General features: G+C 74.9%; 25 protein-coding genes and 1 tRNA gene. 9 read left to right on the forward strand and 17 right to left on the reverse strand.

The genetic code is table 11. The features are described from left to right. The first annotated feature begins 68 nt into the window (after positions 1-68). Positions 69-1,046, forward strand: coding sequence for a glycoside hydrolase family 18 protein (locus tag ACZ34W_RS34565; protein ID WP_359839426.1), 978 nt, complete (start codon positions 69-71; stop codon positions 1,044-1,046). Positions 1,047-1,056: 10 nt separating this feature from the next. Here the strand turns inward: ACZ34W_RS34565 and ACZ34W_RS34570 are convergent, their stop codons facing one another. Further along, on the reverse strand, positions 1,057-1,575 hold the full coding sequence (locus tag ACZ34W_RS34570; protein WP_465609857.1) for an SRPBCC family protein: 519 nt from the start codon (positions 1,573-1,575) through the stop codon (positions 1,057-1,059). A 155-nt stretch (positions 1,576-1,730) separates the two neighbouring features. Here ACZ34W_RS34570 and ACZ34W_RS34575 point away from each other — a divergent pair, with 155 nt between their 5' ends. Together ACZ34W_RS34575 and ACZ34W_RS34580 are read left to right on the forward strand one after the other, a co-directional pair. Continuing rightward, entirely contained in the window at positions 1,731-2,546 is an 816-nt protein-coding gene (locus ACZ34W_RS34575; RefSeq protein ID WP_465609859.1) for an SGNH/GDSL hydrolase family protein, read from the forward strand. 277 nt (positions 2,547-2,823) lie between these two features. Then, positions 2,824-3,774, forward strand: a complete 951-nt coding sequence (locus tag ACZ34W_RS34580; protein ID WP_329486947.1) for a PAC2 family protein — start codon at positions 2,824-2,826, stop codon at positions 3,772-3,774. Between the two features lie 70 nt (positions 3,775-3,844). On the opposite strand, the gene mshC is transcribed toward ACZ34W_RS34580, so the two are convergent. The 6 genes from mshC to ACZ34W_RS34610 form a co-directional block, all read right to left on the reverse strand. Further along, on the reverse strand, positions 3,845-5,074 hold the full coding sequence (gene mshC, locus ACZ34W_RS34585; protein WP_359811325.1) for a cysteine--1-D-myo-inosityl 2-amino-2-deoxy-alpha-D-glucopyranoside ligase: 1,230 nt from the start codon (positions 5,072-5,074) through the stop codon (positions 3,845-3,847). 219 nt (positions 5,075-5,293) lie between these two features. Next, positions 5,294-6,163 carry a dioxygenase family protein gene (locus tag ACZ34W_RS34590; protein ID WP_329486949.1) on the reverse strand — a complete coding sequence of 290 codons (870 nt, stop codon included), beginning with the start codon at positions 6,161-6,163 and terminating at the stop codon, positions 5,294-5,296. 132 nt (positions 6,164-6,295) lie between these two features. Then, positions 6,296-7,213, reverse strand: a complete 918-nt coding sequence (locus tag ACZ34W_RS34595) for a helix-turn-helix domain-containing protein (RefSeq protein WP_329486950.1) — start codon at positions 7,211-7,213, stop codon at positions 6,296-6,298. A gap of 108 nt (positions 7,214-7,321) precedes the next feature. Further along, positions 7,322-8,203 carry an SCO1664 family protein gene (locus ACZ34W_RS34600; RefSeq protein WP_465609862.1) on the reverse strand — a complete coding sequence of 294 codons (882 nt, stop codon included), beginning with the start codon at positions 8,201-8,203 and terminating at the stop codon, positions 7,322-7,324. Next, complete coding sequence (locus ACZ34W_RS34605; RefSeq protein ID WP_329486951.1) at positions 8,173-8,742, reverse strand: DUF3090 domain-containing protein; 570 nt, start codon at positions 8,740-8,742, stop codon at positions 8,173-8,175. Before ACZ34W_RS34605 ends, ACZ34W_RS34600 begins: the two co-directional genes overlap by 31 nt. Before the next feature lie 310 nt (positions 8,743-9,052). Further along, a complete protein-coding gene (locus tag ACZ34W_RS34610) occupies positions 9,053-9,766 on the reverse strand; it encodes a histidine phosphatase family protein (RefSeq protein ID WP_359811332.1) in 714 nt (237 codons plus the stop codon). A 177-nt stretch (positions 9,767-9,943) separates the two neighbouring features. Between ACZ34W_RS34610 and ACZ34W_RS34615 the strand changes: the two genes are divergently transcribed. Continuing rightward, positions 9,944-10,927, forward strand: a complete 984-nt coding sequence (locus tag ACZ34W_RS34615) for a magnesium and cobalt transport protein CorA (RefSeq protein ID WP_329486953.1) — start codon at positions 9,944-9,946, stop codon at positions 10,925-10,927. Positions 10,928-10,996: 69 nt separating this feature from the next. On the opposite strand, the gene ACZ34W_RS34620 is transcribed toward ACZ34W_RS34615, so the two are convergent. Continuing rightward, the gene (locus tag ACZ34W_RS34620) at positions 10,997-12,046 is read right to left on the reverse strand and encodes an LLM class F420-dependent oxidoreductase (protein WP_329486954.1); all 1,050 of its coding nucleotides are present in this window, start codon (positions 12,044-12,046) and stop codon (positions 10,997-10,999) included. Positions 12,047-12,411: 365 nt separating this feature from the next. Between ACZ34W_RS34620 and ACZ34W_RS34625 the strand changes: the two genes are divergently transcribed. The 3 genes from ACZ34W_RS34625 to ACZ34W_RS34635 all read left to right on the forward strand — a co-directional run bounded on the left by ACZ34W_RS34625 (position 12,412) and on the right by ACZ34W_RS34635 (position 16,587). Beyond that, complete coding sequence (locus ACZ34W_RS34625) at positions 12,412-13,392, forward strand: aldo/keto reductase (protein ID WP_352297226.1); 981 nt, start codon at positions 12,412-12,414, stop codon at positions 13,390-13,392. Positions 13,393-13,619: 227 nt separating this feature from the next. Beyond that, positions 13,620-15,848 (forward strand): ATP-binding domain-containing protein, encoded by a 2,229-nt coding sequence (locus ACZ34W_RS34630; RefSeq protein WP_465609866.1) that lies wholly within the window; start codon positions 13,620-13,622, stop codon positions 15,846-15,848. A gap of 178 nt (positions 15,849-16,026) precedes the next feature. Then, positions 16,027-16,587: a cysteine hydrolase family protein gene (locus ACZ34W_RS34635; protein WP_352297229.1), complete on the forward strand. Its 561-nt coding sequence runs from the start codon at positions 16,027-16,029 to the stop codon at positions 16,585-16,587. Between the two features lie 199 nt (positions 16,588-16,786). Here ACZ34W_RS34635 and ACZ34W_RS34640 read toward each other — a convergent pair whose 3' ends face one another. After that, a complete protein-coding gene (locus ACZ34W_RS34640) occupies positions 16,787-17,392 on the reverse strand; it encodes a hypothetical protein (RefSeq protein WP_465609868.1) in 606 nt (201 codons plus the stop codon). 330 nt (positions 17,393-17,722) lie between these two features. Between ACZ34W_RS34640 and ACZ34W_RS34645 the strand changes: the two genes are divergently transcribed. Then, positions 17,723-17,932: a DUF5703 family protein gene (locus ACZ34W_RS34645; RefSeq protein WP_329486960.1), complete on the forward strand. Its 210-nt coding sequence runs from the start codon at positions 17,723-17,725 to the stop codon at positions 17,930-17,932. Between the two features lie 383 nt (positions 17,933-18,315). Here the strand turns inward: ACZ34W_RS34645 and ACZ34W_RS34650 are convergent, their stop codons facing one another. The 3 genes from ACZ34W_RS34650 to ACZ34W_RS34660 all read right to left on the reverse strand — a co-directional run bounded on the left by ACZ34W_RS34650 (position 18,316) and on the right by ACZ34W_RS34660 (position 21,338). Beyond that, positions 18,316-19,143 carry a chaplin gene (locus tag ACZ34W_RS34650; protein ID WP_465609870.1) on the reverse strand — a complete coding sequence of 276 codons (828 nt, stop codon included), beginning with the start codon at positions 19,141-19,143 and terminating at the stop codon, positions 18,316-18,318. A 346-nt stretch (positions 19,144-19,489) separates the two neighbouring features. Then, positions 19,490-19,732, reverse strand: coding sequence for a chaplin (locus ACZ34W_RS34655; protein WP_396489491.1), 243 nt, complete (start codon positions 19,730-19,732; stop codon positions 19,490-19,492). 259 nt (positions 19,733-19,991) lie between these two features. Then, the gene (locus tag ACZ34W_RS34660; protein ID WP_329486963.1) at positions 19,992-21,338 is read right to left on the reverse strand and encodes a M20/M25/M40 family metallo-hydrolase; all 1,347 of its coding nucleotides are present in this window, start codon (positions 21,336-21,338) and stop codon (positions 19,992-19,994) included. A gap of 291 nt (positions 21,339-21,629) precedes the next feature. Between ACZ34W_RS34660 and ACZ34W_RS34665 the strand changes: the two genes are divergently transcribed. Further along, positions 21,630-21,717, forward strand: a tRNA-Leu gene (locus ACZ34W_RS34665). Between the two features lie 178 nt (positions 21,718-21,895). Here the strand turns inward: ACZ34W_RS34665 and ACZ34W_RS34670 are convergent. From ACZ34W_RS34670 to ACZ34W_RS34690, 5 genes are all read right to left on the reverse strand, one after another. Continuing rightward, positions 21,896-23,146 carry an SWIM zinc finger family protein gene (locus tag ACZ34W_RS34670; RefSeq protein WP_465609873.1) on the reverse strand — a complete coding sequence of 417 codons (1,251 nt, stop codon included), beginning with the start codon at positions 23,144-23,146 and terminating at the stop codon, positions 21,896-21,898. A 49-nt stretch (positions 23,147-23,195) separates the two neighbouring features. Continuing rightward, a complete protein-coding gene (locus ACZ34W_RS34675; RefSeq protein WP_329486965.1) occupies positions 23,196-23,465 on the reverse strand; it encodes a hypothetical protein in 270 nt (89 codons plus the stop codon). Positions 23,466-23,549: 84 nt separating this feature from the next. After that, positions 23,550-24,944, reverse strand: coding sequence for a chloride channel protein (locus ACZ34W_RS34680; RefSeq protein ID WP_465609876.1), 1,395 nt, complete (start codon positions 24,942-24,944; stop codon positions 23,550-23,552). A 224-nt stretch (positions 24,945-25,168) separates the two neighbouring features. Beyond that, positions 25,169-25,915, reverse strand: coding sequence for a TetR family transcriptional regulator (locus ACZ34W_RS34685; RefSeq protein ID WP_329486967.1), 747 nt, complete (start codon positions 25,913-25,915; stop codon positions 25,169-25,171). Between the two features lie 77 nt (positions 25,916-25,992). Beyond that, positions 25,993-26,089, reverse strand: a 97-nt coding sequence (locus tag ACZ34W_RS34690; protein WP_157849844.1) for an acyl-CoA dehydrogenase family protein, incomplete at its 5' end; no start/stop codon positions are given.

A 26,089-nucleotide genomic window follows, 5' to 3' on the forward strand; every position in this document is an offset into this window, starting at 1 on the left:
TGGGGGCGGCGCCACGGGCGCTGCGGACGCGCTGGCGGGGGTGGTCCCGTTGCCGCAGAACCCTTGCCGTGACGCTGGTCGTCCTCGCCGTCGCCCTGCTGCCGATCGGCTCCGCGGCGCTCGCCCTGCGGCTCCAGTACGCCGGTGAGCCCTCCCCCGAGGCCCGGACCCGCGGCAAGGACGCGGTCTGGCTGGGCCACGCCTGGGTGGACGGCCGAAAGGGTGACGCCGACGTCGCCGACCTCGCCCGGCGGCTCGCCGGGACGGGCGTGCGCGACCTCTACGTCCACACCGGCCCGCTGGAGCACGACGGCTCGCTGCCGCCCGCCGTCCACCCCCGGGCCCAGTGGTTCACCGAGGCCGCGCACCGCGCGCTGCCCGGCATCCGGGTGCAGGGCTGGCTGGGCGACGAGGTCAAGCCCGAGAAGGACGCCCTGGACCTGGAGGACGCGCCCACCCGGGACCGGGTCACCGCCGCCGCCCGCCAGGTGCTGGACCTCGGCTTCGACGGGGTGCACTTCGACATGGAGCCGATCCGCCCCGGCTCGGCCGGCTGGCTCGCGCTGCTGGACCAGGTCCGCCCGGTGACCGCCGGCCGCGGCGCCCGGCTCTCGGTGGCCGCGCCGCAGATCGACCCGCTGCCCTTCCAGCACGACATCGCCATCGCGCTCACCGACCACGGCAAGTGGTGGGACCAGGCGTACTTCGCCGAGACCGCCCGCCGGGTCGACCAGATCGCGGTGATGACCTACGACTCCAGCATGCCGACCGCGTCGCTCTACGGGGGCTACAACGCCTACCAGACCGAGCTGGCCCTGGAGGCCACCCCCGAGGACGTGGACCTCCTGATGGGCCTGCCGTTCTACTGGGAGGACAAGTGGGGCCACTGGGGGCACGCCGAGACGGTGGACGCCGGCATCCGGGGCATCCGGCTCGGCCTCGGCCGGTACGACCTGCGGCGGGAGAACTTCGGCGTCGGGCTGTACGTGGACTTCGCCGCCACCGAGCAGAACTGGGCCGACTACCGGCGCGGCTGGGTCCGCTGAGGCGCCGCCGTCACGCCATCCGGTGCGCGAGCGCGCCCAGGTAGCGCCGGACGGTGGCGTCCTCGCCCAGCACGTAGTGCGAGACGGCGCGGTGGAGCGGCCGGTGGACCTCGCCGCGCTCGGTGACCGTCAGGCTGCAGCCCTGCCCGGCCGGCGTCAGCACGAGCGTCCAGGTGCCGCCGTAGGGCAGGTCCGGGTCGGCCACGCCGGTCACCAGCCGGTGCGGGGCCTCGCTCTCCAGCACCTCGTAGGTGGCGTGGCCGTGCGGGCCGTACTCGCGCCAGCGCGTCCGGCCGCCCGCGCCCTCCGGCAGCCGCTCGACGTGGGACAGGCCCGGGCGCCACGCCGGATAGAGGTCGACGTCGGTCACGACGTCCCACACCGCACCCGGCGGCTGGTCGAGCTCCAGGCCGCCCTCGGTCACGTGCTCCACCGGCAGGCGCCGGCCCGCCGCCAGGGCCGCCAGCACCACCGCGCCGGCCCCGGCGGCCGCCACCACGCCGATGCCGATCCACCACCGTCCGTCCATCCGCCCGGCTCCTCACGCCTGTCCGGCCCCTTCCCCCATCATCGCGCCGCCCCGCCGCGCGGGCGCGCCACGACTCTGCGTCACCATTCCGATACGATCCGTGCCCGATGGGCCGAGGCGGACCGCGCCCGGCCACCGGACCCCGGAGAACCGCCGTGCAGCGCCACCCGCTCCTCGCCGCCCTGGCCGCCGTCCCGCTCCTGCTCTGCGCCGCGCCGGCCGCCGCCGCCGCGCCCGCCGACGCCCCGCCCCGCTACGCCGCGCTGGGCGACTCCTACGCCGCCGGGGTCGCGGCCGGCGCCTACGACCCGGCCGCCGGCGACTGCCACCGCAGCGCCAACGCCTACCCGGCGCTCTGGGCCGCCGACCACGGCGCCACCGGCTTCCTCGCCGCCGCGTGCAACGGCGCGACCACCGCGGACGTCGCCGGCGGACAGCTCCCGAAGGTCGGCGCGGACACCACGGTGCTCACCCTCACCGTCGGCGGGAACGACCTGGGCTTCGCCGGGGCGGCCGCCGACTGCCTCCAGCCGCTGACCACCGAGGCCCGCTGCGCCGCCACCCTGGACGAGTCCGGCCGCCGGCTGCGGGAGGAGCTGCCCGGCCGGCTCTCCGCCCTGTACGACGACGTGCGGACCGCCGCCCCGCGGGCCCGGGTGGTGGTCACCGGCTATCCGCACCTGCTGCGCACCGGCACCACCTGCCTGATCGGCACCGATGCCCGCCGGCAGCGGTTCAACGCTCTCACGGACGAGCTGGACGAGCTGATCCGCCGCGAGGCCGAGGCGCACGGGTTCGCCTTCGCCGACGTCCGGACGGCGTTCGAGGGCCACGGGGTCTGCGCGGGCGCGGGGCGGGAGTGGATCACCGGCATCGTGCTCCCCCGGCTCTGGGAGTCCTTCCACCCCACGCCCGAGGGGCAGTCCCTCGGCTACCTGCCGGCCGTCACCGCCGCGACCGGACCGCGCTGACCCGCCCCGGCGCCCGGCGGCCGCCCCGCGGTCCTTTCCGGGGCGCCCAGGGCCCGGCGCGGCGATAACCGCTGGATCCCGGCGCCCCGCTCCCCCAGACTGTCCCGGTGCCCCGCCGGGAGGCGCATCAAAGCCCGTAGGCTGGGCAGGTAGGGAACCATGGAGCGAGGCGTTCCATGGGTGACGAGAGGTTCGACAGTCGGCAGCCGGACCGCCGGCGCCTCGGCAGGCCGGCCGGGGCGGGCGCGTCCGACCGCCGACCGGAGGGAGACGCTGGGTGATCGAGCTGGAAGATGTTCCCGAGTTGATCGACCCGGTCATGGTCTGCGCCTTCGAGGGCTGGAACGACGCCGGGGACGCGGCCTCCGCGGCCCTGGCGCATCTGGACGACACCTGGGGCGGCAAGGTGTTCGCCGCCCTGGACGCCGAGGACTACTACGACTTCCAGGTCAACCGCCCCACGGTCTGGCTGGACGGCGGCATCCGCCGGATCACCTGGCCGACGACCCGGCTCTCGGTGGTCCGGGTGACGGAGCCCGCGACCCGGGACATCGTCCTGGTGCGCGGCATCGAGCCCAGCATGCGCTGGCGCTCGTTCTGCAACGAGCTGCTGGGCTTCGCGCACGAGCTGGGCATCGAGCTCGTGGTGATCCTGGGCGCGCTGCTCGGGGACACCCCGCACAGCCGTCCCGTCCCGGTCAGCGGGGTCACCTCCGACCCGGAGCTGGCCCAGCGGCTGGACCTGGAGGAGAGCCGCTACGAGGGCCCGACCGGGATCGTCGGGGTGCTCCAGGAGGCCTGCACGCACGCCGGGGTGCCCGCCGTGACGCTCTGGGCGGCGGTGCCGCACTACGTCGCGCAGCCGCCGAACCCGAAGGCCACGCTGGCGCTGATCAACAAGCTGGAGGACCTGCTGGACCTGCGGATCCCGCCGGGCGAGCTCGGTGAGGACTCCCGGGCCTGGCAGCTCGGCGTGGACCAGCTGGCCGCCGAGGACACCGAGGTGGCCGAGTACGTCCAGCAGCTGGAGGAGGCGCAGGACACCGCCGAGCTGCCGGAGGCCTCGGGCGACGCGATCGCCCGGGAGTTCGAGCGCTACCTGCGGCGGCGGGAGAACGTCGGCCCGGCCGGTGAGAAGCCGGTCGCCGGGCACGCCACGGCGGAGCGGCCGAGCGAGCCCGAGCCGCCGGCCGCGCGGGAGAGCCAGGACGGCAACGAGGAGGACTGACCCCGCGGCAGCGGGACCGCCGGAGGGCGCCGGGACCAGCTGGTCCCGGCGCCCTCCGGCGGTCGCCGTCCTACAGCGCGATGCCGAGCAGCGCGTCCACCGTGCGGGAGACCAGGCCGGGCGCACCGATGTCGGTGCCGCCGTCGGCCTCCTGGCCGGCCGCCCAGCGGTCCACCGCGGCCAGCGCCGCGGGCGCGTCCAGGTCGCGCGCGAGCGCCTCCCGGACCTCGGCCAGCAGCGCCTCGGCCGGCGGGCCGTCCGGGCGGGAGACCGCGGCACGCCAGCGGGCGAGGCGCTCGACGGCCTCGTCCAGGGTGGCCTTGGTCCACTCCCAGTCCTCGCGGTAGTGGTGCGAGAGCAGCGCGAGGCGGATCGCCGCCGGGTCGACGCCCTCGCGGCGCAGCGCCGAGACGAAGACCAGGTTGCCGCGGGACTTGGACATCTTGTGCCCGTCCAGCCCGACCATGCCCGCGTGCACGTAGGCCTGGGCGTACGGGTGGCCGCCGGTGGCGACCTGGGCGTGCGCGGCGCCCATCTCGTGGTGCGGGAAGGAGAGGTCGCTACCGCCGCCCTGGATGTCGAAGGACATCCCCAGGAACCGCAGGGCGATCGCGACGCACTCGATGTGCCAGCCGGGGCGGCCGTGGCCGAGCTCGGTGTCCCAGGCGGGCTCGCCCGGGCGGGCCGCGAGCCAGAGCAGGGCGTCCAGCGGGTGGCGCTTGCCGGGGCGGTCCGGGTCGCCGCCGCGCTCGGCGAAGAGCGGGCGCATGGCCTCCCGGGTCAGGCCGGAGACCTCGCCGAAGTGCGGCTCCGACTCGACCGAGAAGTAGATGTCCTCGTCCACCTTGTAGGCGGCGCCGCTCGCCAGCAGCTTCTGGACCAGCGGGACGATCCACGGGATCGACTCGACGGCGCCGATGTAGTGGGCCGGCGGGAGCAGCCGCAGGGCGGTCATGTCCTCGCGGAAGAGCGCGGTCTCGCGCTCGGCGAGGGCCACCCAGTCCTGGCCGGTCTCGATCGCCCGCGCCAGCAGCGGGTCGTCGACGTCGGTGACGTTCTGGACGTACAGGACGTCGTGGCCGGCGTCCTTCCAGACGCGCTGCACCAGGTCGAACGCGTTGTACGTGGCGGCGTGGCCCATGTGGGTCGCGTCGTAGGGGGTGATGCCGCAGACGTAGATCCGGGCGGTGCCGTCCTGCGGGACGACCTCGCGGATACCGCCCGCGGCGGTGTCGTGAATACGAAGGGGGAGCCCCTGACCAGGCAGGGCGGGAACCTCGGAGGCGGGCCAGGCATGCATGGGAATCACTTTAACCGCGCGAACATTTGAAAGCCTAACCAGTACACAAGATCGACTGGATTCGGTTTCCGACGTTGCCCGAGCGGTTCCGGACTGATAGGGACCGGCTCCCGACGCGGTCCGCCCGGTACGGGGGCGGTTTCCGGGCGCGCGGATGAGCGCCCGGTCGGCCCTGCCGCCGACCGGGCGCCCGGCCCCTGGGGGACGCGGTCGGAGCCGCTACGACCGCTGCCAGAGGGCCGGCACGTTCGGCGGCTCCCAGCCGGTGATGGCGGTGTGCCCCTGGAGGCAACGGTAGGAGGCGCCGGCGTAGGTGACGCGGTCGCCCGCGTTGTAGAGCGTCCCGGCGGTCCAGGAGCCGCCGGGCGGGGAGGTCGGGGGTGCGGTGGTGGGCGTGGTGGGGTTCGGACTGGTCGGCGGCGTGGTGGGGGTCTGCGGCACGTTCAGGACGAAGTCGTAGGTGCCCTCCTTCGCCGAGCCGACCTGGCGGACGTTCATCAGCAGCCGCGCGTCGTAGATGGTGTCGGTGCTGTTGCGCGGCTCGCCGGGGAAGTAGAGCTGGGTGGTGAGCACCGGGCGGCCGGGCGCCTGGAGCTTGACGTGGATGTGCCGGGTGCGGCCCGGGTACAGGCCCGGCACGATGGTGGTGAGGGTGAACGCGCCCTGGGCGTTGGTGAACTGGTGGCCGCGGAAGGCGAAGCCGGTGTTGTCGTAGGCGCCGTTGACGTCGGCCTGCCAGAAGTCGAGCAGGACGTTCGCGATCGGCAGGCAGGCCCGGCCGAAGACGTAGCCGCTCACGGTGAGCCGGGTGCCGGGGGTGCTGTCGGTGATCAGCGACGTCCGCAGCGGGGAGTTCGGCTTGAAGTAGGGGCCTTCGGTCTGCTCGATCGTCGGCTCGTCGCCGTCGTGGCAGGCGGGGGTGAGGCCGGGTGCCTCGCCGGTGCCGACCCGGTCGCGGGCCAGTGCGACACCGCCGCCGATCAGCAGCGGGGTGGCACTGAGGACGGCGGCCGCCTTGAGGACGGTCTTGCGGCTGATCCGGCGGTCGATCAGGCCCTCCGGCCCGGTGGGCTCTTGGGACGCTGGCATGCGCCGACTCCTTCGCTGGGGTGTGTGGGGGGGGAGGTGGGGGCGGCCCTTGTCATGGTGGGGGCATGACAAGGACCGGGCCGGCGGCCCACCCGTTCCGTACGGGCCGGTCACCGGCGGCCAGCAGCCAACCTACGGGGCGCCCGGGGCCGCCGCGATGGACGTGATCCGGGGATCGTGGTGATTTCCTCCGACCCCGGCCCGGAACTCCCCCGGCGTCATCCCGGTCTCCCGCCGGAAGAAGCGGCAGAAGTACGCCGGATCGGCGAACCCGGCCTCCCGGGCGACCTGACGGATCGTCAGCTCAGTGGAGGCCAGCAGCCGTTTCGCCTCCAGCGTCTGCTGCTGGCGGATCAGCCGGCCGGGTGTGCAGCCGGTGGCCTGCTTCACCAGCGTCTGCAGATGGCCGGGCGACAGGCCCAGCTCCTGGGCGCAGGAGGCCACCGAGCGGTGCAGCCCGCCCGGGTCGGCGATCAACCGGGTGAAGGCGGTGGCCAGTTCGCTCCCCCGCCCGGGCACCGCCGGACCCGGGCCGGGGGCGCAGGCACGCAGCGCCCGGACGATCAGGATGTGCAGGCTGGCCCGCAGCACGCCCAGGTAGCCGGACGGCAGCGCCCGGTACTCCTGCTCCATGTCGGCCAGCAGGGCGGCGATCGGCCCGGCGTGTTCGCCCAGGGACAGGGCCGGCCGGGAGGAGAGGCCGCGGAGCGCGGCGAGGTCGTCGGGACGGGAGAGCAGGAAGTCCTCGTTGAAGAGCACCACCTGCCCGGTCAGATCGTCGGCGTCGGCCCAGTAGTGCACCTGTCCGGGCACGATCACGCACAACTGCGGCGGCTGCAGCGTCCGGTGGACCAGGTCCAGGACGTGGGCGCCGCGGCCGCCGGTGACGTAGACGATCTCGTAGAAGGAGTGCCGGTGGGGGAAGGCGGCCCGGGAGAGCGGGCCGATGGCGTCGAAGCTGCCGATCGCGAACGGGAGCAGGTGCGGCAGCGGGACCTGTAAGCGATGCAGCGGCAGGTCCAGGTGGGGGGTGGTCCGTCGCTCGTCCATCGGAGCAGTCTGCGGCCGAACCGCCGCACCGGTCCAGACCATTGCTACAGGGTCGGCAGGTCGGCGCCCCGGGCGGGCGCCGGTCCGCCCCGCGCGGGGCGGTGCGGGTCAGATAGGCGGCCAGGGAATCGACGGCCAGTCCTGCGAGGGCAGCGGGTGGCGGCCGGTGCCGAGCAGCTCGGCCACCCGGGCGCGGGTGGCCCCCAGTTCGGCTGCGGTCAGGTGCGGGGCGAGCCGCTCGCCGAGCGCGCCGTCCAGCTGCTCGGCGAGGCCGCCCAGCACCGCCAGGGCGTCCTGCGGCAGCGGCTGACCGGCCCAGCCCCAGAGCAGCGTGCGCAGCTTGCCCTCGGTGTTGAAGGTGACGCCGTGGTCGATGCCGTAGATGCGGCCGTCGGCGGCGGCGATCAGATGGCCGCCCTTGCGGTCGGCGTTGTTGAGCACCGCGTCCAGCACGGCGAGCCGGCGCAGCCGCTCGTCGTCCGGGTGGACCAGCAGCGCGGTGCGCCCGTCACCGACGTCGGCGCGCACGATCGGCAGCCAGCCGTCCTCCGGTCCGCGCGGGTCCTGGAGGGCGAGCAGCGGGTCCGCCTCCGGGTCGGGCTCCACCCAGAGCTGCACCATGCCGGGCCCGTGCGGACCGTCGCGCAGCACGGTCGGCGGGATCGGCGCCCAGCCGGTGGCGGCGGCGAGCTCGTACGCGGCGACCTCGCGGCCGGCCAGCGTGCCGTCCGGGAAGTCCCAGAGCGGGCGCTCGCCGGCCACCGGCTTGTAGACGGCCTGGGCGGTCAGCCCCTGCGGGCCGTCCAGCGTGACGCTGCAGTAGAGCGCGGCGTTGGAGGCGTCGGTCAGCCGGCCGTGGACGGTCAGCCCGCCCTCGCGCAGCAGGCGCAGCGCGGTCGGCACGTCGGCGGCCAGGGCGGCGCCGGCCGCCGGGTCCGCCTGCGGTGGGGTCTCGGTGTTCAGCGCCGGTACCCGTTCGCGCGCGGGCACAGGTGGCCCTCCGGGTCGAGCGGCAGGTTGCAGAACGGGCAGGGCTTGCGACCGGCCGAGACGAGGTCCAGCGCGCGCTTGGCGAACACCCGGGCCATCGCGCCGGAGAGCCGCACCCGCAGCATGTCCGGGCCGTTCTCGTCGTCCTCGAAGACCGCCTCGGCGGCGTCCTCGCCCTCGTCCTCCTCGATCACCGCCTGTGCCTCGACCACCAGGCAGCTGTCGATGCTGTCCCAGGCCAGGGCCATCGTGCCGACCCGGAACTCCTGCTCCAGCGGCAGGTCCAGCGGGGCGGTGTCGAGCAGGTCCACCGGGGCGGCGGCGGGGATCGCGGAGTCGCCGCCGCTGCGCCGCAGGGCCTCGTCGAGGACCTCCTCGATCCGCTCGGCGAGCGCGGCGACCTGGGTCTTCTCCAGCAGCACGCTGGTGATCCGCCCCCGGGCGCTGGCCTGCAGGTAGAACGCCCGGGCGCCGGGCTGGCCGACGGTGCCGGCGACGAACCGTTCGGGCTGGTCGTAGAAGAAGACCTGACGGGGCACGCTCTCGCTCCGGATCGTTTCGATCGTCGTATGTCGGGTGTTGCGTGGGTGTCGCGTAGTCGTACGTCTGACGGGTGTGTGTCGTCTGCCGGTGGTGCGGGGCGCTCGGACAGCCGGACCGTCCGGGCGCCACCGCCCGCCCGGACACCGGTGGGCCGGTCCCGGCAGGCTCGCTAGTCACCCTACGACCTCCGGGCCCGGCCCGGGGAGCCGAGCCGGTGACCCGGGCGGGTCCGCCGGGGTCCGCGCCGGTCGGGGCCGGTCCGCGGCGACGGCGGCCGGCGCGGGTGCCGGCGCCGGGGCGGGTCGGTCAGGCGGTGCCGCCGACCACCGCGTCCCCGGCCGGGGTCGCGTCGCCGCCCCGGTCGCCGTGGCCGCCGGCGCCCGGCTTCGGCGCGAGCGAGGAGAGGTCGCCGGTGTCGCCCATTCTCAGCACGAAGGGGCGCTGCGGGGTGTAGCGGATCGCGGTGACCGAGCAGGGCTCGACGGAGATCCGCTGGAAGTGGTCGAGGTGCAGGCCGAGCGCGTCGGCCACCACCGCCTTGATCACGTCACCGTGCGAGCACGCGACCCAGACCGCGTCCTCGCCGTGCTCGGCGGCGACCTTGGCGTTCCACTCGCGGACCGCGTCGACCGTGCGGTGGCTCAGCTCGCGCAGCGACTCGCCCCCGGGGAAGGCGGCGGCGGCCGCGTGGTCCTGGACGGTGCGCCAGAGCGGCTCCTTGGCCAGCTCGGACAGCGGGCGGCCGGTCCAGTCGCCGTAGTGGCACTCGCCGAGGCGCTCGTCCTCGGCCGCCGCCCCGAGCTCGGGGCGGACCGCGAGCAGCGGCTCCACGGTCTGCCGGCAGCGCTCCAGCGGGCTGCTGACGACCTGCGCCACCGGGATCGCGGCGAGCCGGCCGGCCAGCGCGGCGGCCTGCTCGCGCCCGGTGTCGTCAAGATCCACGCCGGGTGTCCAACCGGCCAGGATTCCGGCGGTGTTCGCGGTGGACCGGCCGTGACGGACGAGCAGCAGCGTGGGCATGGAGCCCAGCGTACGGCCTCCCGGCCGGGTCGCGGGCGAGGGGTGGGGGTCGCGGCGGCGGGTGGCGGGCGAGCAGCGGACCGGTGGCGCGGCGGAGGGGGCCGGGTCGTGTGGAGCGCCCGTGCAGAGCGAGGCGTTGTGCCGCCACCGCTCCCGCCGAGGGGCCACAATGGCCCGATGATCGTCCACTGTGCCATCTACCGCGACGGCCGCCGGATCGAGGCGCCCGAGGACCACACCGGCGCCCTCGCCGCCGCGCGGGCGGCCGGCAAGGGCAGTTTCGTCTGGATAGGCCTCTTCGAACCCACCGTCGAGGAACTCGACCGGGTCAGCGAGGAGTTCTCGCTGCACCCGCTGGCCGTGGAGGACGCCGTCAGCGCCCGTCAGCGCCCGAAGGTGGAGGCCTACCAGGGCTCGCTGTTCGTCTCGCTCAAGACGCTGGGCTACCACCCGGGCGGGCACGCGGTGACCAGCGGCGAGGTGATGATGTTCGTCGGCGAGGACTTCGTGATGACGGTCCGGCACGGCGCCGACAGCCCGCTCGGCGAGCTCCGGGCGGAGCTGGAGGCCCAGCCGGAGCTGCTGAGGTACGGGCCGAGCGCCGTCCTGCACTCGGTCTGCGACACCGTGGTGGACGGGTACGTCGACGTCGCCGTCGGGCTCCAGGCCGACCTGGACGAGCTGGAGGCCGACGTGTTCGCCCCCAACCGGGTCGGCCGTGACACCGCCGGCCGGATCTACGGCTACAAGCGCCAGCTGGTGACCGTCCGCCGGGCCACCGGCCCGCTGCTGGACCCGATGCTGCGGCTGGAGCGCGGCGGCGTGCCGTTCGTCCGCCCCGAGGCGCTGCCGTACCTGCGGGACGTCGCCGACCACCTCGCCAAGGCCAACGACCAGGTCGAGGGCATGGACCGGCTGCTCTCCGACATCCTGAGCGCCAACCTCGCGCAGGTCAGCGTGCAGCAGAACAACGACATGCGGAAGATCTCGGCGTGGGCCGCGCTGGCCGCCGTGCCGACCATGATCGCGGGCGTGTACGGGATGAACTTCGACCACATGCCCGAACTCCACCAGGTCTGGGGGTACCCGGCGGCGGTGGCGCTGATGGTGCTGGTCTGCCTGGTGCTGCACCGGGTGTTCAAGCGGCACGACTGGCTGTAGTCCCGGTCCGTCCGTCCGCGGGGCGCGGGGGACACGGAGCGGCCGGCCCGTGCCCCCCGCGCCGCCGGATCAGGCCAGTCCGGCGCGCTCCATCGCCTCGACGCCGGTGCGCAGCGCCCGGACCCGCTCCTCCAGGCTGAAGCCGGCCGGCGCCAGGGTCAGCGTGGTGACGCCCGCGTCGGCGTACGCCTGCATCCGGTCCGCGATCCGGGCGGTGTCGCCGACCAGCGAGGTGGCGTCGATCAGGTCGTGCGGCACGGCCGCCGCGGCACCCTCGTAGTCCCTGGCCAGGTACTTCTCCTGGATCTCGTCGGCCGCCTGCTCGTAGCCCATCCGCCGGGCGAGCTGGTTGTAGAAGTTCTTCTCCTTGCTGCCCATGCCGCCGATGTAGAGCGCGGCGTAGGAACGCTGGGCGTCGACCCCGGCCTCGATGTCCTCGCCGACCGCGATGGTGACGGTCGGGCAGAGGTCGAAGCCCTCGTCCAGGGTCTTCCCGGCCTTGGCCCGGCCGGCCCGCAGCGGGTCGAGGGAGAGCGCGGCCTGCTCGGGCGCGAAGAAGATGCCGAGCCAGCCGTCGGCGATCTCGCCGGTCTGCTCCAGGTTCTTCGGCCCGATCGCGGCGATGTACAGCGGGATGCGCTCGCGCACCGGGTGCACGGTGAGCTTGATCGGCTTGCCGGGCCCGCCGGGCAGCGGCAGCGTCCAGTTCGCTCCTTCGTGGACCAGCCGCTCGCGGGACATCGCCTTTCGGATGATCTCCACGTACTCGCGGGTGCGGGCCAGCGGCTTGTCGAACTTCACGCCGTACCAGCCCTCGGAGACCTGCGGGCCGGAGACCCCGAGCCCGAGCCGGAACCGCCCGCCCGAGAGGGTGTCCAGGGTGGCCGCCGTCATCGCGGTCATCGCCGGCGTGCGGGCCGGGATCTGGAAGATGGCCGAGCCGACGTCGATCCGCTCGGTCTTGGCGGCGACGTACGACAGCACGGTGGCCGCGTCCGAGCCGTAGGCCTCGGCGGCCCAGCAGACCGAGTAGCCGAGCCGGTCCGCCTCCTGGGCGACGGCGATGTTGTCGGCGTCCATGCCGAGGCCCCAGTAGCCGAGGTTGATACCGAGTCGCATCTGCCATGCCTTCCAGTCGGGTTGTCCGTGAGGGTAACCGCACGTCCGGCGGACATGCTACTGGCCGGTAGCTGTGGGCTGGGCCACATTCGGACCCGCCACCCGGGTGCTGATCGTTCTGCGGGTCTGCGCATCTGCCCGGGCACCGGCCGCTACGCTCAGCCGACGTGGGGACGCCTCTCCCCACCTGCGCGTTTGCCGGGCCCGCGCGGACGGGGCGAGCGGCCCGGGCGCGGGCGGCACCGGCTGCGCCGGGGGCGCGCCGTTCCGGCGGGTTCAGCAGGACGAGTGGTTTCAGCGGTATCAGCGGTATCAGCGGTATCAGCGGTATCAGCGGTGTTGTCGGCCAGTGGAGGGCCCGTCCGATGGAAAAGCGTCACCTCGGCCGTACCGGGCTGCAGGTCTCCCGGCTCGGCCTCGGAACCATGACCTGGGGCCGCGACACCGACGAGCACGAGGCCGCCGAGCAGCTCAAGGAGTTCGTCGACGCGGGCGGCAACCTGGTCGACACCGCCGACGTCTACGGCGACGGCGGCGCCGAGTACCTGCTCTCCCGGCTTACCGACAACCTGATCCCCCGCTCCGACCTGGTCATCGCCACCAAGGCGGGCAGCGTCCCCGACTCCGCCCGCCGCTTCGACGGCTCGCGCGGCCACCTGCTCGCCGCCCTCGACGCCTCGCTGCGCCGGCTGGGCACCGACTACGTCGACCTCTGGCAGGTGCACGCCTTCGACCCGGCGACCCCGGTCGAGGAGACGCTCAGCGCCCTGGACATCGCCGTCACCTCCGGGCGCGCGCGGTACGTCGGCGTCTGCGACTACAGCGGCTGGCAGCTCGCCCGCGCCGCCACCTGGCAGCGCGCCCACCACGGCCGGGTGCCGCTGGCCGGTGCGCAGCTGGAGTACTCGCTGCTCCAGCGGGGCCTCGAACGGGAGGCGCTGCCCGCCGCCCGGGAGTCGGGCGTCGGGCTGCTCGCCTCCTCGCCGCTCGGCCGCGGCGTGCTCACGGGCAAGTACCGGCACGGCGTCCCGCAGGACTCGCGCGGCGCCTCGCCGTACCTGTCCGGCTTCGTCCAGCCCTACCTCGGAGAGCGCTCGCGGCGGATCGTGGACGCCGTCGCCACCGCCGCCGACGGGCTGGCCAGCAGCCCGCTCGCGGTGGCGCTCGCCTGGGTGCGGGACCGGCCGGGGGTGGCGAGCGCGCTGGTCGGGGCACGCACGGTGGCACAGCTGCAGTCGGCACTGTCAGTCGAGGCGCTTACGCTTCCGGGTGAGATCCGTGGTGCGCTCGACGACATCTCGTCGCCGGTCCACCGCTATCCGGACCAGGGGTGGACCGAGCTCTAGGGCTCGCGTCCACCGCCGGACAGGCCGGATCTCGACGACCGACGACCGACACACCGAGGGTTGACGGCCGACGACGGACGTGATGCCCCGACCCGACCGCGGGCCGGCTCGGCCCCGGCACGGTCGGGCCCGACCCCGCGCGCCGCCCGTGGCGGCCGCGAGCGGCGGCCGCTCCGGGCGCGGAGCGGCCGGCGCCCCAGCAGTGGAGTGATCTTTTGGAGCGAACGATGAGTGACACGGAGAACGGCGCTCCGCAGGGGTCCCCGGCCGCCCCGGGGACGGACGGCGCCGACAAGGCGGCCGCCGTCGCGGCGCTGGCGGAGGCGATCCGGGTGGTCGGGCAGCAGTCGGCCCGCCCGGGCGCGCCGGCCTCCGGGAACACCCCGCGCGTCCCGGGCGCCGCCGGCGGTTCGGACGCCCCGGCGGGTGGCGCCGCCGCGGCGGGTGAGGCCGCCCCGGCCGCGGCACCGGCCGCCGCCCGCCCCTCCCGGTACCAGGCCGAGACCGACGAGCAGCGCGCGGAGGCCCTGCGGGCCACCGCCGAGGTGCTGGCCGCCGGCGGTGCGCCCACCGACCTCGCGCCCGCCGCCGTGGCCGCCTTCGGTGACGGCGCCGCCGAGGACCTGCGCGCCGACCCGTGGGCCGTGCTGACCCTGCCCGGCGTCCGTCCCGAGCACGCCGACGGCTTCGCCCGCGGGCTGCTCGGCCCCGCCGCCGGCCCGGGCGACACCCGCCGGGCCCAGGCGCTGGTGCCCTGGCTGCTGGAGCAGGCCGCCCTGCGCGGCCACTCCGCCGTGGAGATCGGCGAGGTGACGGCCGGGCTGGACCGCCTCGGCCTGCCGGACGCCGCCGCCGCGCTGCAGTCGGCCGTGGTCGACGGCCGGGCGATGCCCTTCCAGGAGGAGCTGACCGGCGCCGAGGCGCACTCCGCCGGCGGCGACGAGGACGACGAGCCGCCGACCCGCACCGTGCTCGCGCTGGAGCGGCTGGCCCTGGCGGAGGAGAGCCTGGCCGACGGCCTGGTCCGGCTGATGTCGACCTTCGTCCCCGGCGTGGACGGGTCTGGCGAGGTGAACGAACCGGACGAGGCGGACGGCGGCGAGGGCGGGAGCGGCGAGGAGGCCGAGCCCGCTCCGGCGGCGGACGCGCCGGCCGACGAGGACGCCACCGAGGACCCGGCCGGGGACCCCTCCGCCGAGGGCGCCGACGAGGGCCCGGCCGTCGAGGGCCCGGCCGGCGGCGCCGACGCTCCCGGTACGCCCGCCGCCCCCGGCCCGGCCGCCTGGGAGGCGGCCGCCGCCGCGGCGCCGTCCTCCTCGGCGACCGCCCTGATCCGGGCCGCCGCGGAGAGCGCCCTGGTCACCCACACCGGTGGCGAGGCCGCCCGCGCCGAGCCGGTCGCGCTGGTCCGCGCCGCCGCGGGCCTCGGTCTGCGCGCCTGGGCCGCCACCTGGACCGAGCAGGGCCGGGACGCCCTCGCCGGGCCGGCCGACGAGCCGCTGCCCGCCGCCACCCTGGCCGAGCTGCTGTCCGGCACGGCCGGCCCCGGCCGGTCCTCGGACGGCACGCTCGCCCTCGACGTCCTCGTCGTGCTGGACGCCCCGCTGCTGGACGTCGAGCTGGCCGCGACCCTGCTGGAGTCGCTCGCCGACGGCACCCGGCTGGTCCTGAGCGGCGACCCGGGCCAGCTCTGGTCGGCCGGGCCGGGCCGGTTCTTCGCCGACCTGCTGACCGCCAAGGTCTGCCCCTCCGTGGCCTCCCGCACCCCGGACTTCGGTCCGATCGGCGAACTGGTCTCCGGCATCGGCATCGGCGAGCTGCAGCCGGTCGAGGCGCCGGACAAGGAGGTGGTCATCCTGACCGCCAAGGACGGCGGCGAGGCCGTCCACCGCGCCATCCAGCTGCTCACCGACTCCATCCCGCGCGCGCTCGGCATCCCCGCCGAGCAGGTGGTGCTGCTGACCCCCGGCCACGGCGGCTCGGCCGGCACCCGGGCGCTGAACGCCGCCGCCAAGGCCGCCCTCAACCCCGGCCCGGGCCGCTTCGGCGGCTTCGACCCGGGCGACCGCGTGGTGGACTCCCCCGCCCCCGGCGTCGTCCGCCCCGCCCGGGTGCTCGACGGCGACGCCACCGGCCTGCACCTGGAGTACCCGGACGGCTCGCGCCGCAGCGTCCCGCCGGCCGAGGCCGGCCGGCTTCGGCACGGCTGGGCACTGACCGTCCACCAGGCGGTCGGCCGCCGCTGGCCGGGCGCGGTCGTCGTCCTCCCCGAGGAGGCGGGCGCGGCCCTCACCCGCCAGTGGGTCTACACCGCGTTCGGCCGCGGCGAGCGCCACCTCTCCGTGGTCCACGCGGCCGGCCCGGCCCTGCCCCAGGCCGTCGCCGAACGCCCGGCCGCGCCGCGCACCACCCGGCTGCGGGCGATCCTCGCGGAGAACGCCGCCCAGGCGTACTGAGGGGTGTCTGCCAAGTCGCGCGCGGACCCGGCGGGACTTGGCCACACCCCCTGGCGCGCGGGCGCGGAGGGGGGACCGGGCCGGTCCCCCCTCGGTGCCGGGGCCGGTCCGCTGTCGGAGGGTGGGTCTAGCGTGCTCCGGGGCCACCACCGTGGCCGGGTACGAGCAAGGGGAGAGCATGACCACACTCGAAGGCCGTCCGCGGACCGCGCTGCTCGTCGTCGACGTGCAGAACGGCGTCGTCGAGGAAGCGCACGAGCGCGACGCCGTCGTCGCCAACATCGGCCGCCTGGTCACGAAGGCCCGCCACGAGAAGGTCCCCGTCGTCTGGGTCCAGCACTCCGACCCGGACCTGGAGCCGGGGAGCGACGGCTGGCGGATCGTCCCCGAGCTGACGCCGGGCGACACCGAGCCGCTGGTCGGGAAGACCTACGGCGACTCCTTCGAGGACACCGAGCTGGAGACCGTGCTGGCGGACCTCGGCGTCGGCCGGCTCGTCGTCGCCGGCGCGCAGACCGACCAGTGCATCCGCTCGACGCTGCACGGCGCCCTCGTCCGGGGCTACGACGCGGTCCTGGTCGCGGATGCCCACACCACCGAGGACCAGACCGCCTGGGGCGCGCCGCCGCCGGCCCAGGTCATCGCCCACACCAACCTGTACTGGACGTACCAGACGGCACCCGGCCGGACGGGCGGCACGGTGGGCACCGAGGACGTCGATTTCGGCGCCACGTCCTGACGGCCGCGCCACGCGGCCGGGAGGGCCCCCGCGGTGCCGACTCCGGGGGCCGACGGGAATGTCCGAAACCATGCGCTCGCAGAAGCGTTCGAGCAGCCGGCCGGGAGCTGCGGGGCCCGGGCCGTCCTCCCCGCCCCGGCGTCCCGCTCCGCCGCCCCGGGCAGGCGGGGCGGCGGAGCGGGCGGTGGCGGAGCTCAGGTCACTCGTCCGGGTCCTCGTCGTCGTAGACCTCGCTGACGTCGAACCGGCAGATCAGCAGCTGCGGGTCCGCGTGCTCGAAGGGCTCCGGCAGCCACTCCCCCGGCTCGGTCGGCTCGGCGGCGGCGACCCAGAGCGTGGAGTCGCTCTCCTCCAGGCCGAACTCCTCGCTCCGGGCGGCGATCTCGTCCGGCTCGTACTCGCCGAACAGCACACCGATCGCGGCGTTCACCTCGCCCGACCCGCCCCCGCCCGGGGTCAGCGAGTCGTCCAGCCGCTCGGCCTGGGCGCGCAGCCGCTTCGGATCGACCACGTGGTAGTCGCGGCGGATCAGGACGCTGATCGCCTCGGGCTGCTCGGGGCCGTTGTACCCGCCCGGCCCCTCGTCCCCGGGGACCTCGAACGGGGTGACCTCGTCGTAGACCTCGTAGAGGAGTTGGTCGTAGGCGATGGCCGCCGTCGCGAGCTGCTCGTAGGCGGTGAACACAGCGGGATCGTCCGCTGCGCTGGGGCTTGACACCGCTTCCAGATGACGGTCGATGGCGGCCTTGACCGCCTCGGCGGCGGCGCGTACCTCGGCAATGGTGGGCTGCGCGGCATCAGACATGGTGCAGACGCTATCTCCCCTCGGTGTCGGTACGCACAGCGGTTGTCACCTACACCCGCGATTTCACCGCAACTTCCCCCCTGATGTCCGATCCGCGTGGTTCTGTACCCGCGCACGCCCGCGCGGAGCGCGTGGATCCGGCACGGCGGGGCCGCCCGCGTGCCGCTTCCACGGGCCCTGATCGGGGTATCCCGTCCACAGCGGAAAAGGAACTGATGAGCTGTCAGGCGTACGGCCGGGGTCCCGCCGGGAGGGCGGCCGAAAATACCCGGGCCCGTTGTCGGAGGCAGGCCGTAGGCTTGCTCGCAGGTGTCCCTCAGGAGGAGCGTTTTGACTTCACCGAAGCCGGTCCGGCAGCCGGAGTACGAGTACCAGTCGTTGCGCATGCCGCGCGGTACCTCCCGCAACGCGGCGCGCCAGCTGCTCACCGACCATGCCGAATACGGGCATTGGGAGCTGGACAGGCTGCGGCTGTTCCCGGACGGTAGCCGGACGGTGCTGCTGCGGCGGCGAATCATCCGGCAGGTGCGGAGCTGGTGACGGGCCCCTCCCGCTGACCGGTACGGGCTACCGCCTCCGCACGCCCCCTCGGGCCGGGGCGTCGCGCACGACCCGGCCTGGCGCCACCGTTCACGCTGCGTGATCGAGCGGGTCGTCGGCGTGTGCGCTCCCGCCGGTCCGGAGCTGTCCGTCTGTGGTGCCCGCGGCCGTCCGAACCACGGACGGCCGCGGGCACCACGCGTCCACACCCGGGCTCGCACAGCGCTCACCGCCGTGCCGCCGCCGCACCGGGGGTCCGGCCCGGGGTGCCGCGGCGGCACGGCCGCTCACTCAGGCCGGAGCCCGCTCCGGCGTCCGCCCCGCTGCCCCGGGCGGGAGCGCCCGGCCGGGCACGTGGTCGACGCCGGGCACGTGGTCGACGCTCAGCGCGCGCCGGCGCGGGCGCGGCGGTAGAGCACTCCGCCGCCGAGCAGCAGGGCGAGGCCGGCCGCGCCGAGCAGCTCGGTGCCGCCCGCACCGGTCGAGGCCAGCTGGCTGCCGGCCGCCTCGGGAGCGGCGGTGCGCGCCGATGCCGGCACGGCCTGACCGCTCTGGCCGCCGCCGGCCGCGGTGGTCATCGCGGGAGTGGTCGCACCGGGCGCCGCCGGGGTGGTGGCGGACGGGCTGCCCGTCCGGGGGTTGCCGGGCGTGGTCTCACCGCCGCCCGGGTGCGACGGCGGCGTGGACGGCTGACCGGTGGGCGGCGGCGGGTTGTGCGAGCCGTGCTCCTCGGGGCAGTCCTCGTCCGGCTTGGCGGGCGGGGTGGTGGCCACCGACGAGCCCTCGTTCCCACAGGCGTTCCCGAAGGCCGGGTTGCCGACGCCGACCACGTCGACCGAGTTGCCGCAGGCGTTGACCGGGACGTGCACGGGCGCCTGGACGCTGTTGCCGGAGACCACGCCGGGCGAGCCCGCCGCCGCACCGGAGGCGGACGACCCCGAGGCGCTGTGGCCGCCGCCGGAGTGCCCGCTGACGTTGGCGCAGTGGTTGCCGTACGCCGGGTTCAGCACGCCGATCACATCGACGGTGTTGCCGCAGGCGTTGATCGGCACCTCGACCGGTACCTGCACCGAGTTGCCGGAGGCCACGCCCGGCGAACCGGCGGCGCCCCCCTGCGCCTCGGCGCCCGCGTAGGCGTAGCCGGCGGTCGAGGCCAGGACACTGCCGGTGGCCACGGCCGTGAGGAGCCCCTTCTTGGCTACATTCCTCATATTTTCCCCTGACGTATCGAGACGACGTGATGACCTATCCGAAAGTCGGAATTTCCGACGAACGGGAAAGGTCTTCGAGTGCACAGGAGACAACGAGGCGCAAGCGGCGAGGTTGAGCCGAAAGAACCCTATTCACCCGATCGAGTGAGGCACGACAACAGGCTGACGGCCCGCCGATTCCCGGCCGTGTCCGGACGCACAAGCGCCCCCGGGTGGCGCGTCCGCCACCCGGGGGCCAAGTGAGTCGTTCCGGTGATCGGCCCGTCGACCTGTCGGCCGGTGCCCCACCGGCCGGTCGACCCGTCGACCGGTCATCCGGTCATCGTGCGCTCAGCGCGCGGGCGCCTTAGAAGTTGGCGCAGTGGTTGCCGAACGCCGGGTTCAGCACGCCGATCACGCTGACGGTGTTGCCGCAGAGGTTCACCGGGATGTGCACGGGAATCTGAACCTGGTTGCCCGCGACCACGCCCGGGGAGCCGGCGGCCACACCGTTGGCGGCGGCGCCGCCGTGGGCGGACGCGACACCGGCGGCGGCCAGCACCAGGCCACCGGTGGCGGCGGCAACGGCGGCGATCTTCTTGACCTTCATCATTCCTCCTGTATGAGCAGCGCAACCCGTTCGGCGGGCTGCATAGGAATGAACGACGGTGTGGCAAACGGGGTACGGAACCTTTTCCCCATTCACCCGCAACGGTGATGACCCGCACGGATGATCGATCTGCGGATACCGGAAGAATCGTTTCTCTCGATCTCCATTTCCCGGTCCCAAATCATTAGCTCGGACAATGCGGACGGCCCGCCCCCGGAACCCCGGGAGCGGGCCGTCGTCCCGCGGGCGGGAGGGTCGTTCAGCAGGCGTCGATGAAGCGGTCCAGCACCCGCACGCCGAACTTGAGCCCGTCCACCGGCACCCGCTCGTCCACGCCGTGGAACATCCCGGCGAAGTCCAGCTCCGGCGGCAGTTGCAGCGGCGCGAAGCCGAAGCAGCGGATGCCGAGGTCCTGGAACGACTTGGCGTCCGTCCCGCCGGACAGGCAGTACGGCACGGCCCGCGCGATCGGGTCCTCCGCCTGCAGGGCGCTCTGCATCGCCTCGACCAGCGCACCGTCGAAGCTGGTCTCGATCGCCTTGTCCGAGTGCAGGCTCTCGCGCTTCACGCGCGGGCCGAGCACGCTGTCCAGCTCGGCCAGGAACTCCTCCTCGTAGCCGGGCAGGAAGCGCCCGTCCACGTGGGCGGTGGCCTGCCCGGGGATCACGTTGACCTTGTAGCCGGCGCCGAGCATCGTCGGCTGGGCGGTGTTGCGCAGCGTGGTGCCGATCATCTTGGCGATGCCGCCCAGCACCCGCAGCGTCTCGTCCATGTTCTCCGGGTCGAGCCGCACGCCGAGCGCGTCGGACAGCTCGTCCAGGAAGGCGCGGACGGTCTTGGTGATCCGCAGCGGGAAGGTGTGCCGCCCGAGCCGGGCCACCGCCTCGCACAGCTCGGTGATGGCGTTGTCGTCGTTCTCCATCGACCCGTGCCCGGCCCGGCCCTCGACCGTGAGCCGCATCCAGTGCATGCCCTTCTCGGCCGTCTCCACCAGGTAGAGCCGGACCTGGTCGTTGACGGTGAACGAGAAGCCGCCGACCTCGCCGATGCCCTCGGTCACCCCTTCGAAGAGGTCCGGGTGCTTGTCGACCAGGTACCGGGCGCCGTAGGTGCCGCCCGCCTCCTCGTCCGCCACGAAGGCCAGCACCAGGTCCCGCGGGGGCTTGCGCCCGGTCCGCAGCCGGTCGCGCACGACGGCCAGCGTCATCGCGTCCATGTCCTTCATGTCGACCGCGCCGCGCCCCCAGACGCAGCCGTCCGCGATCTCGCCGGAGAACGGGTCGTACGTCCAGTCCGCCGCGTTGGCGGGCACGACGTCGGTGTGCCCGTGGATCAGCAGGCCCGGACGCGAACGGTCCTCGCCCTCGATCCGGACGACCGTCGAGGCCCGCCCCTTGGCGGACTCGAAGATCTGCGGCTCGATGCCGAACTCCGCGAGCTGCTCCGCGACGTACTCGGCGGCCTTGCGCTCCCCCGGGCCCGAGCCGTCGCCGTAGTTGCTGGTGTCGATCCGGATCAGGTCGCGACAGATCCCGGCGACCTCCGACTCGGCCGTCACCTTCGGCGCCGCCGCCCGCCCCGCCGTCGACTCGCTCCGCTCGCTCACGGTCACTCCTCGTCTCTGGCCCGCACCGACGCACCGGCGCCTTACCCCCGGGACCTGCACCCGGGCGTACGAGCACGTCCGCCCATCCTCCCCCAGGCCCCCAGCCGTATCCACCCCGCGGGCCCCCGGGAACCGAGGCGAAATCCGCTGGTCACACCCCCGCCACAGAGCGCCCCTTGCCCAGGTCACCGCCCCTGCCCGGCGATCCGGGGCTGTTTTGGGAGCGCAAGCCGATCTTTGCTACAGTTACGTCTGTCAGCGCGGCCGACGAGGCCGCGGAGACAACACCCGGTCCGGGTGGCGGAATGGCAGACGCGCTAGCTTGAGGTGCTAGTGCCCTTTATCGGGCGTGGGGGTTCAAGTCCCCCCTCGGACACCAACGAAGACCCCTGTTGATCAGGGGTCTTCTGCGTTTCCCGGGCACGGTGGGACCGACCACCCGGCCCGCGGGGCGGTCACCGCGTGAGATTCCGCGACCGCCGCCGGGGAGGTCGCCCCCGTGCGTCCGCCGCCGGTCCCCGCCCGCGCCGCCGGACCGGAGCGGCCGCCATGGCTGGTCAGAGGCCGTGCTCGTCCAGGATCCGCAGGAGGTTGCGCTTGCGCCGGTGGTCGGCCCGCAGGGCCGCGAGTTCGGCCGCGAACGCCGGCTCCGTCCCCAGTGCCCGGTGGCAGGAGCGGACCTCCAGCAGCAGCCGGGCCAGCTCGCGGTAGCGGGCGTCGCCGGTGAGCGGACCGAGCCGCTCGATCGCGCGGCGGTACCCGTCCAGGGCGTCCCCGGGCCGGCCGGGGTCGCCGGGGCCCGGTCCGGCCGGCGGCCTCGGGCCCGGGACGCCCTTGCCGGCCGCCCGTGCGAGGGCGCGTTCGGCCTTGGCCAGCTGCTTCATCAGGTCCTGCTCGGCCCGGCCGGCGGGACTGCGCCGGCCGGCCTCCTCCGCCCGCTCCCGGACCCGGCGCAGACCGGGCCCGCCCAGCAGGTCGCGGTAGTCCGCCAGCTCCGCCTCCACGAGGTGGTCGTGGTCGCCCAGCAGCCGGTCGACCAGCCAGTCGGCCAGCTCGGCGCGGTCCGGCGGCGCCGACCGGCAGGCCTCCAGGTGGGCCTCGTCGAGATCGGCGGCGACCCCGCCGACGCACCCGGCGGAGTCGTCGATCCGGTCGTACGCCCGGCCGAGCAGCCGGATCGCCTCCCGCGCCAGGGCGATCGCCTGCCCGGCCTGCCCCTCCGCCGTCAGCGCGCGGACGGCGGTCACCGCCTCGCCGGCCTGGAGCGCGTACGCCTGGGCGTCCGCGTACTCGACGTACCCGTAGCGGCTGAAGCGGCCCACCGCGAGCAGATCGGTGATCCGGGAGCGCAGTTGGGCGGGATCGGCCTGCGCGGTCGCGGCCCGGAGCTCCAGACGACGCCGCAGGGTCCGGTCGCCGTCCATCAACTCGCGTACCAGGAGCAGCAGGTCCTCGCGCGAGCGCGAGCCCAGCCAGGACTCCAGGCTGCCGGCCCGCGCCGTCGCCTCGGCCTTGAGCCGGGGCAGCTCGTGCCACTTCTCCAGCACCACCAGGCCCACCGCGACGCAGTGCTCGCAGAAGTTGCCGTCGAGCCCGTAGGGGCAGTCGCACTCGCCCGACAGCCCGTACTCCGCGTCGAGTTCGAGCACCACCTCGTAGGCCTCGGTGCCGCTCACGACCGCGGTGAACCGCTCCGCCCCGACGTCGAGTTCGGCGACCGCGTCCCGGTAGCCCCGGCCCCGTTCGAAGGAGCGCGGCCCGGCCAGGCCGCTCAGGTCGTCCTCGGTGAATCCGGCGCTGCTCGTCACCCTGTCATTCAAGCAAACGGCACCGGCCGGCCGACCGGATTCGGTCGCCTCAACGGGCCGCCCAGACCGGGCAGGCCGGGTGGTGGCGGTGGGTGCGGATGATGGTCCCGCCGAGGGAGCGGTGCTCGGTGGTGGAGACCGCGCAGCAGCGCGGTGCCGCGGTGGCGGTCGCGGGCCCGCGCGGGGACGCCGGCGCGCTCGGGCCCGGCACGGTGGCCGGGGCGGAGGTGTGCTTCGGGGCGAAGGTGTGCGCCGGAGCCGGCGTCCGGTGCGGGGCGGCCGAGCGGCGGCGTCGGCGGCGGGGAGCAGAAGTGGTCACGGAGCGAGACTGCCCAGGTCTCGGCCGGTGAATCCGGGGCTCACCCGGATGGACGACGGGGGCCGGGGCGCGGGCGGGCGCCCGTCAGCCTTCGGCCGGCCGCTCCGGCGGGGCCCCGCCGGCGGGCGCGGCCCCGGCCCGGCGGCGGCCGAGCCGGTGGATCGTCTCGGCGACCACGAAGGCCGTCACCGCGGCGACGATCAGCAGCGGCATCGAGTTCGCCGAGTCGGCCCCGAGCAGTGCCGACGCGAGCACGGTACTGGTGACCGGCAGTCGGGTGACCGCGGCGGCGGAGGCGGCGAGGCCGGCCGCCAGCCCCGGGGCGAAGCCGAAACCGGGCAGCGGCCCGCAGGCGATCCCGAGGGTCGCGCCGATCAGGAGCGCCGGGAAGATCGGACCACCGCGCAGGCCGCCCAGCGCGATGCCCCAGCCGAGCGCCTTGCAGACCAGCAGCGCCAGCAGCGCGCCGACCGGCCAGGACGCCGGATCGGCGGCCAGCTCGCCGAGGGTGGCCTGTCCGGAGAGCGCGGCCTCCTCCGGCGAGCGCCCGGTGAGCAGCGCGTACGCGGTGATGCAGGCGCCGACGGCGACGGCGCAGAGCACCGTCCGGACGGCCGTCGCCCGCCGGGTCGGCGCGGGCCGGTCCGGGAGGCCGGTGACGTACCCCTTGACCCGGGTGCCGAGGAGCCGGCCGGTCACGCAGATCGCCGCCACCACGACCGCGAGCGGGACCCCCCAGAGGAAGTCACCCGGGTCCGGGACGCCGGACGACGGCTCCGAGGGCAGCGAGAGGGCCCCGATCGACAGCCCCGTCCAGTGGCCGAAGCCGGTGAACACCAGCGCGCCGATGCCGCTCGCCAGCAGGCACGGCAGGATCAGCGCCGTCAGCTGCGGCCCGCCGAGGCCGGCGCCCTCGATGATCATCACGGCGGCGACCAGCGGACTGCCGAAGATGGTGGAGATCGCCGCCGCCGAGCCGGCCGCGCCGAGCACGGGCCCCAGTTGGGGCTTGGCGGTCAGCCAGGCGGGCCGGACGGCGAGCAGGGCGAGGCCGCTGCCCAGGGCCATCAGCGGCGCCTCGGGACCGAGCACGACGCCGAGCGGCAGACAGGCCAGGGCCGCCAGCACCACGCCGGGTACGGCGACCGGGAGGGTGGGCGGACCGCCGAGTCCGTCCACCGGGACGTGGCCGCCGCGGCCGGGCAGCCGGGTGACGATCGGGGCGAGCAGCAGGCCGGCGAGCAGCAGCGCGGGCAGCGGCCACCACCAGGGCGCCCGGTCCAGGCCGAGGCTGTCCGGAAGGCTCTCCCAGACCCAGTGCTGGAGTTCGTGCTCCAGGCTGACGAAGCCGAACGCGGCGAGCGAGACGGGGATGCCGACGACGGCCGAGATCAGCAGGAGGACCAGGTAGCCCTTCTTCAGCAGTACCGCGCGCACGGCCTCGGGTCCGCCGACGGGCCGACCGGTCTGCTCGGGCATGCCCGCTCCTTCGCGCTCACCGGAGCCGGCCGCTGCCCGGTCCCGTCCTGGGACCGAGTCTCGCCCGCGGTACCGGCGCCCGCGCGGTGGTCGGCGTTCCGGCGCGGCGCGCCCCGAGCGGGTTGCGCCGTACGGACGAGCGGGTGCCCGGGGTCGGCGCCGTGGGGACGAGCGGGTGCCCGGGTCGGTCCGCGGTCGGCGCCGCGCGCCGGGGCCGCGGCCCGTCAGGCCTGCGGGACCTGCCGGGACTCCTCCAGCGCGCTCTCGATGCCCTGCACCATCCGCCAGAGCGGCGCCCGCCGACTGGCGACCAGCACCACGACGTCGTCCGCCTCGCCGTCCGGCACCGCCTCGGCCGGCCGGTCGCTCCAGGTGCCGGTGACGAAGGCCATCGCCGCGTCCACCTCGGTGGTCCAGTCGCTCTCGCCGCCGGAGCGCAGCCAGGTGCGCAGCGCGTGGTTGTGTGCGGAGACCACCGCGGCCGCGATCACGTCGGCGCGCAGGGCCCCGTCGGCCCGTGCGGCGAAGCGCCCGCGCAGGTAGTGGGCGAGCATGTGCTCGTAGCGCCAGACCACCGACAGCTCGTACGCCCGCAGGCCGGGCACCTTGCGGGTGAGCCGGTAGCGCTGGACGGAGAAGGACGGCTGCTCGGCGTACATCCGCAGGACGAGGCGGGCGGCGTCGCAGGCGTGCCGGACCGGGTCCTCCTCGCCGGTGCCCGACTCCAGGAACTCCGTCATCTCGGCGAGGCTGCGTTCGTGGTCGGGGAAGACCACGTCCTCCTTGGCCGGGAAGTAGCGGAAGAAGGAGCGCCGGCCGACTCCGGCGAGCGAGACGATGTCGTCGATCGTGGTCTGTTCGAAGCCCCGCTCCAGGAAGAGTTCGAAGGCGGCGGCGACGAGCGCTTCACGCATCGCCGGCTTCGGCGGACCGTCGTTCATGGGCTGGTCCTGCTCTTCCTTCTCGCTCATTCCCGGAACATAGCACCGGCTTCGAACAGCCGGGCCAGGTGTGCGGCGGGGTGCCCGCGGCACCCCGCCCGCGGCCGTTACGGCAGGTTGCGGGCCATGACGATCCGCTGGACCTGGTTGGTGCCCTCGTAGATCTGCGTGATCTTCGCGTCCCGCATCATCCGCTCCACCGGG

It is taken from the genome of Kitasatospora sp. NPDC022856 (genome assembly GCF_055561235.1).

Bases quoted from the DNA above. Each gene is read 5' to 3' on its own strand.
- ACZ34W_RS34570 (WP_465609857.1), bottom strand. From the start codon at position 1,575: ATGGACGGACGGTGGTGGATCGGCATCGGCGTGGTGGCGGCCGCCGGG.
- mshC (WP_359811325.1), bottom strand. From the start codon at position 5,074: ATGCATGCCTGGCCCGCCTCCGAGGTTCCCGCCCTGCCTGGTCAGGGG.
- ACZ34W_RS34590 (WP_329486949.1), bottom strand. From the start codon at position 6,163: ATGCCAGCGTCCCAAGAGCCCACCGGGCCGGAGGGCCTGATCGACCGC.
- ACZ34W_RS34595 (WP_329486950.1), bottom strand. From the start codon at position 7,213: ATGGACGAGCGACGGACCACCCCCCACCTGGACCTGCCGCTGCATCGC.
- ACZ34W_RS34610 (WP_359811332.1), bottom strand. From the start codon at position 9,766: ATGCCCACGCTGCTGCTCGTCCGTCACGGCCGGTCCACCGCGAACACC.
- ACZ34W_RS34615 (WP_329486953.1), top strand. From the start codon at position 9,944: ATGATCGTCCACTGTGCCATCTACCGCGACGGCCGCCGGATCGAGGCG.
- ACZ34W_RS34620 (WP_329486954.1), bottom strand. From the start codon at position 12,046: ATGCGACTCGGTATCAACCTCGGCTACTGGGGCCTCGGCATGGACGCC.
- ACZ34W_RS34625 (WP_352297226.1), top strand. From the start codon at position 12,412: ATGGAAAAGCGTCACCTCGGCCGTACCGGGCTGCAGGTCTCCCGGCTC.
- ACZ34W_RS34630 (WP_465609866.1), top strand. From the start codon at position 13,620: ATGAGTGACACGGAGAACGGCGCTCCGCAGGGGTCCCCGGCCGCCCCG.
- ACZ34W_RS34635 (WP_352297229.1), top strand. From the start codon at position 16,027: ATGACCACACTCGAAGGCCGTCCGCGGACCGCGCTGCTCGTCGTCGAC.
- ACZ34W_RS34640 (WP_465609868.1), bottom strand. From the start codon at position 17,392: ATGTCTGATGCCGCGCAGCCCACCATTGCCGAGGTACGCGCCGCCGCC.
- ACZ34W_RS34650 (WP_465609870.1), bottom strand. From the start codon at position 19,143: ATGAGGAATGTAGCCAAGAAGGGGCTCCTCACGGCCGTGGCCACCGGC.
- ACZ34W_RS34655 (WP_396489491.1), bottom strand. From the start codon at position 19,732: ATGAAGGTCAAGAAGATCGCCGCCGTTGCCGCCGCCACCGGTGGCCTG.
- ACZ34W_RS34680 (WP_465609876.1), bottom strand. From the start codon at position 24,944: ATGCCCGAGCAGACCGGTCGGCCCGTCGGCGGACCCGAGGCCGTGCGC.
- ACZ34W_RS34685 (WP_329486967.1), bottom strand. From the start codon at position 25,915: ATGAGCGAGAAGGAAGAGCAGGACCAGCCCATGAACGACGGTCCGCCG.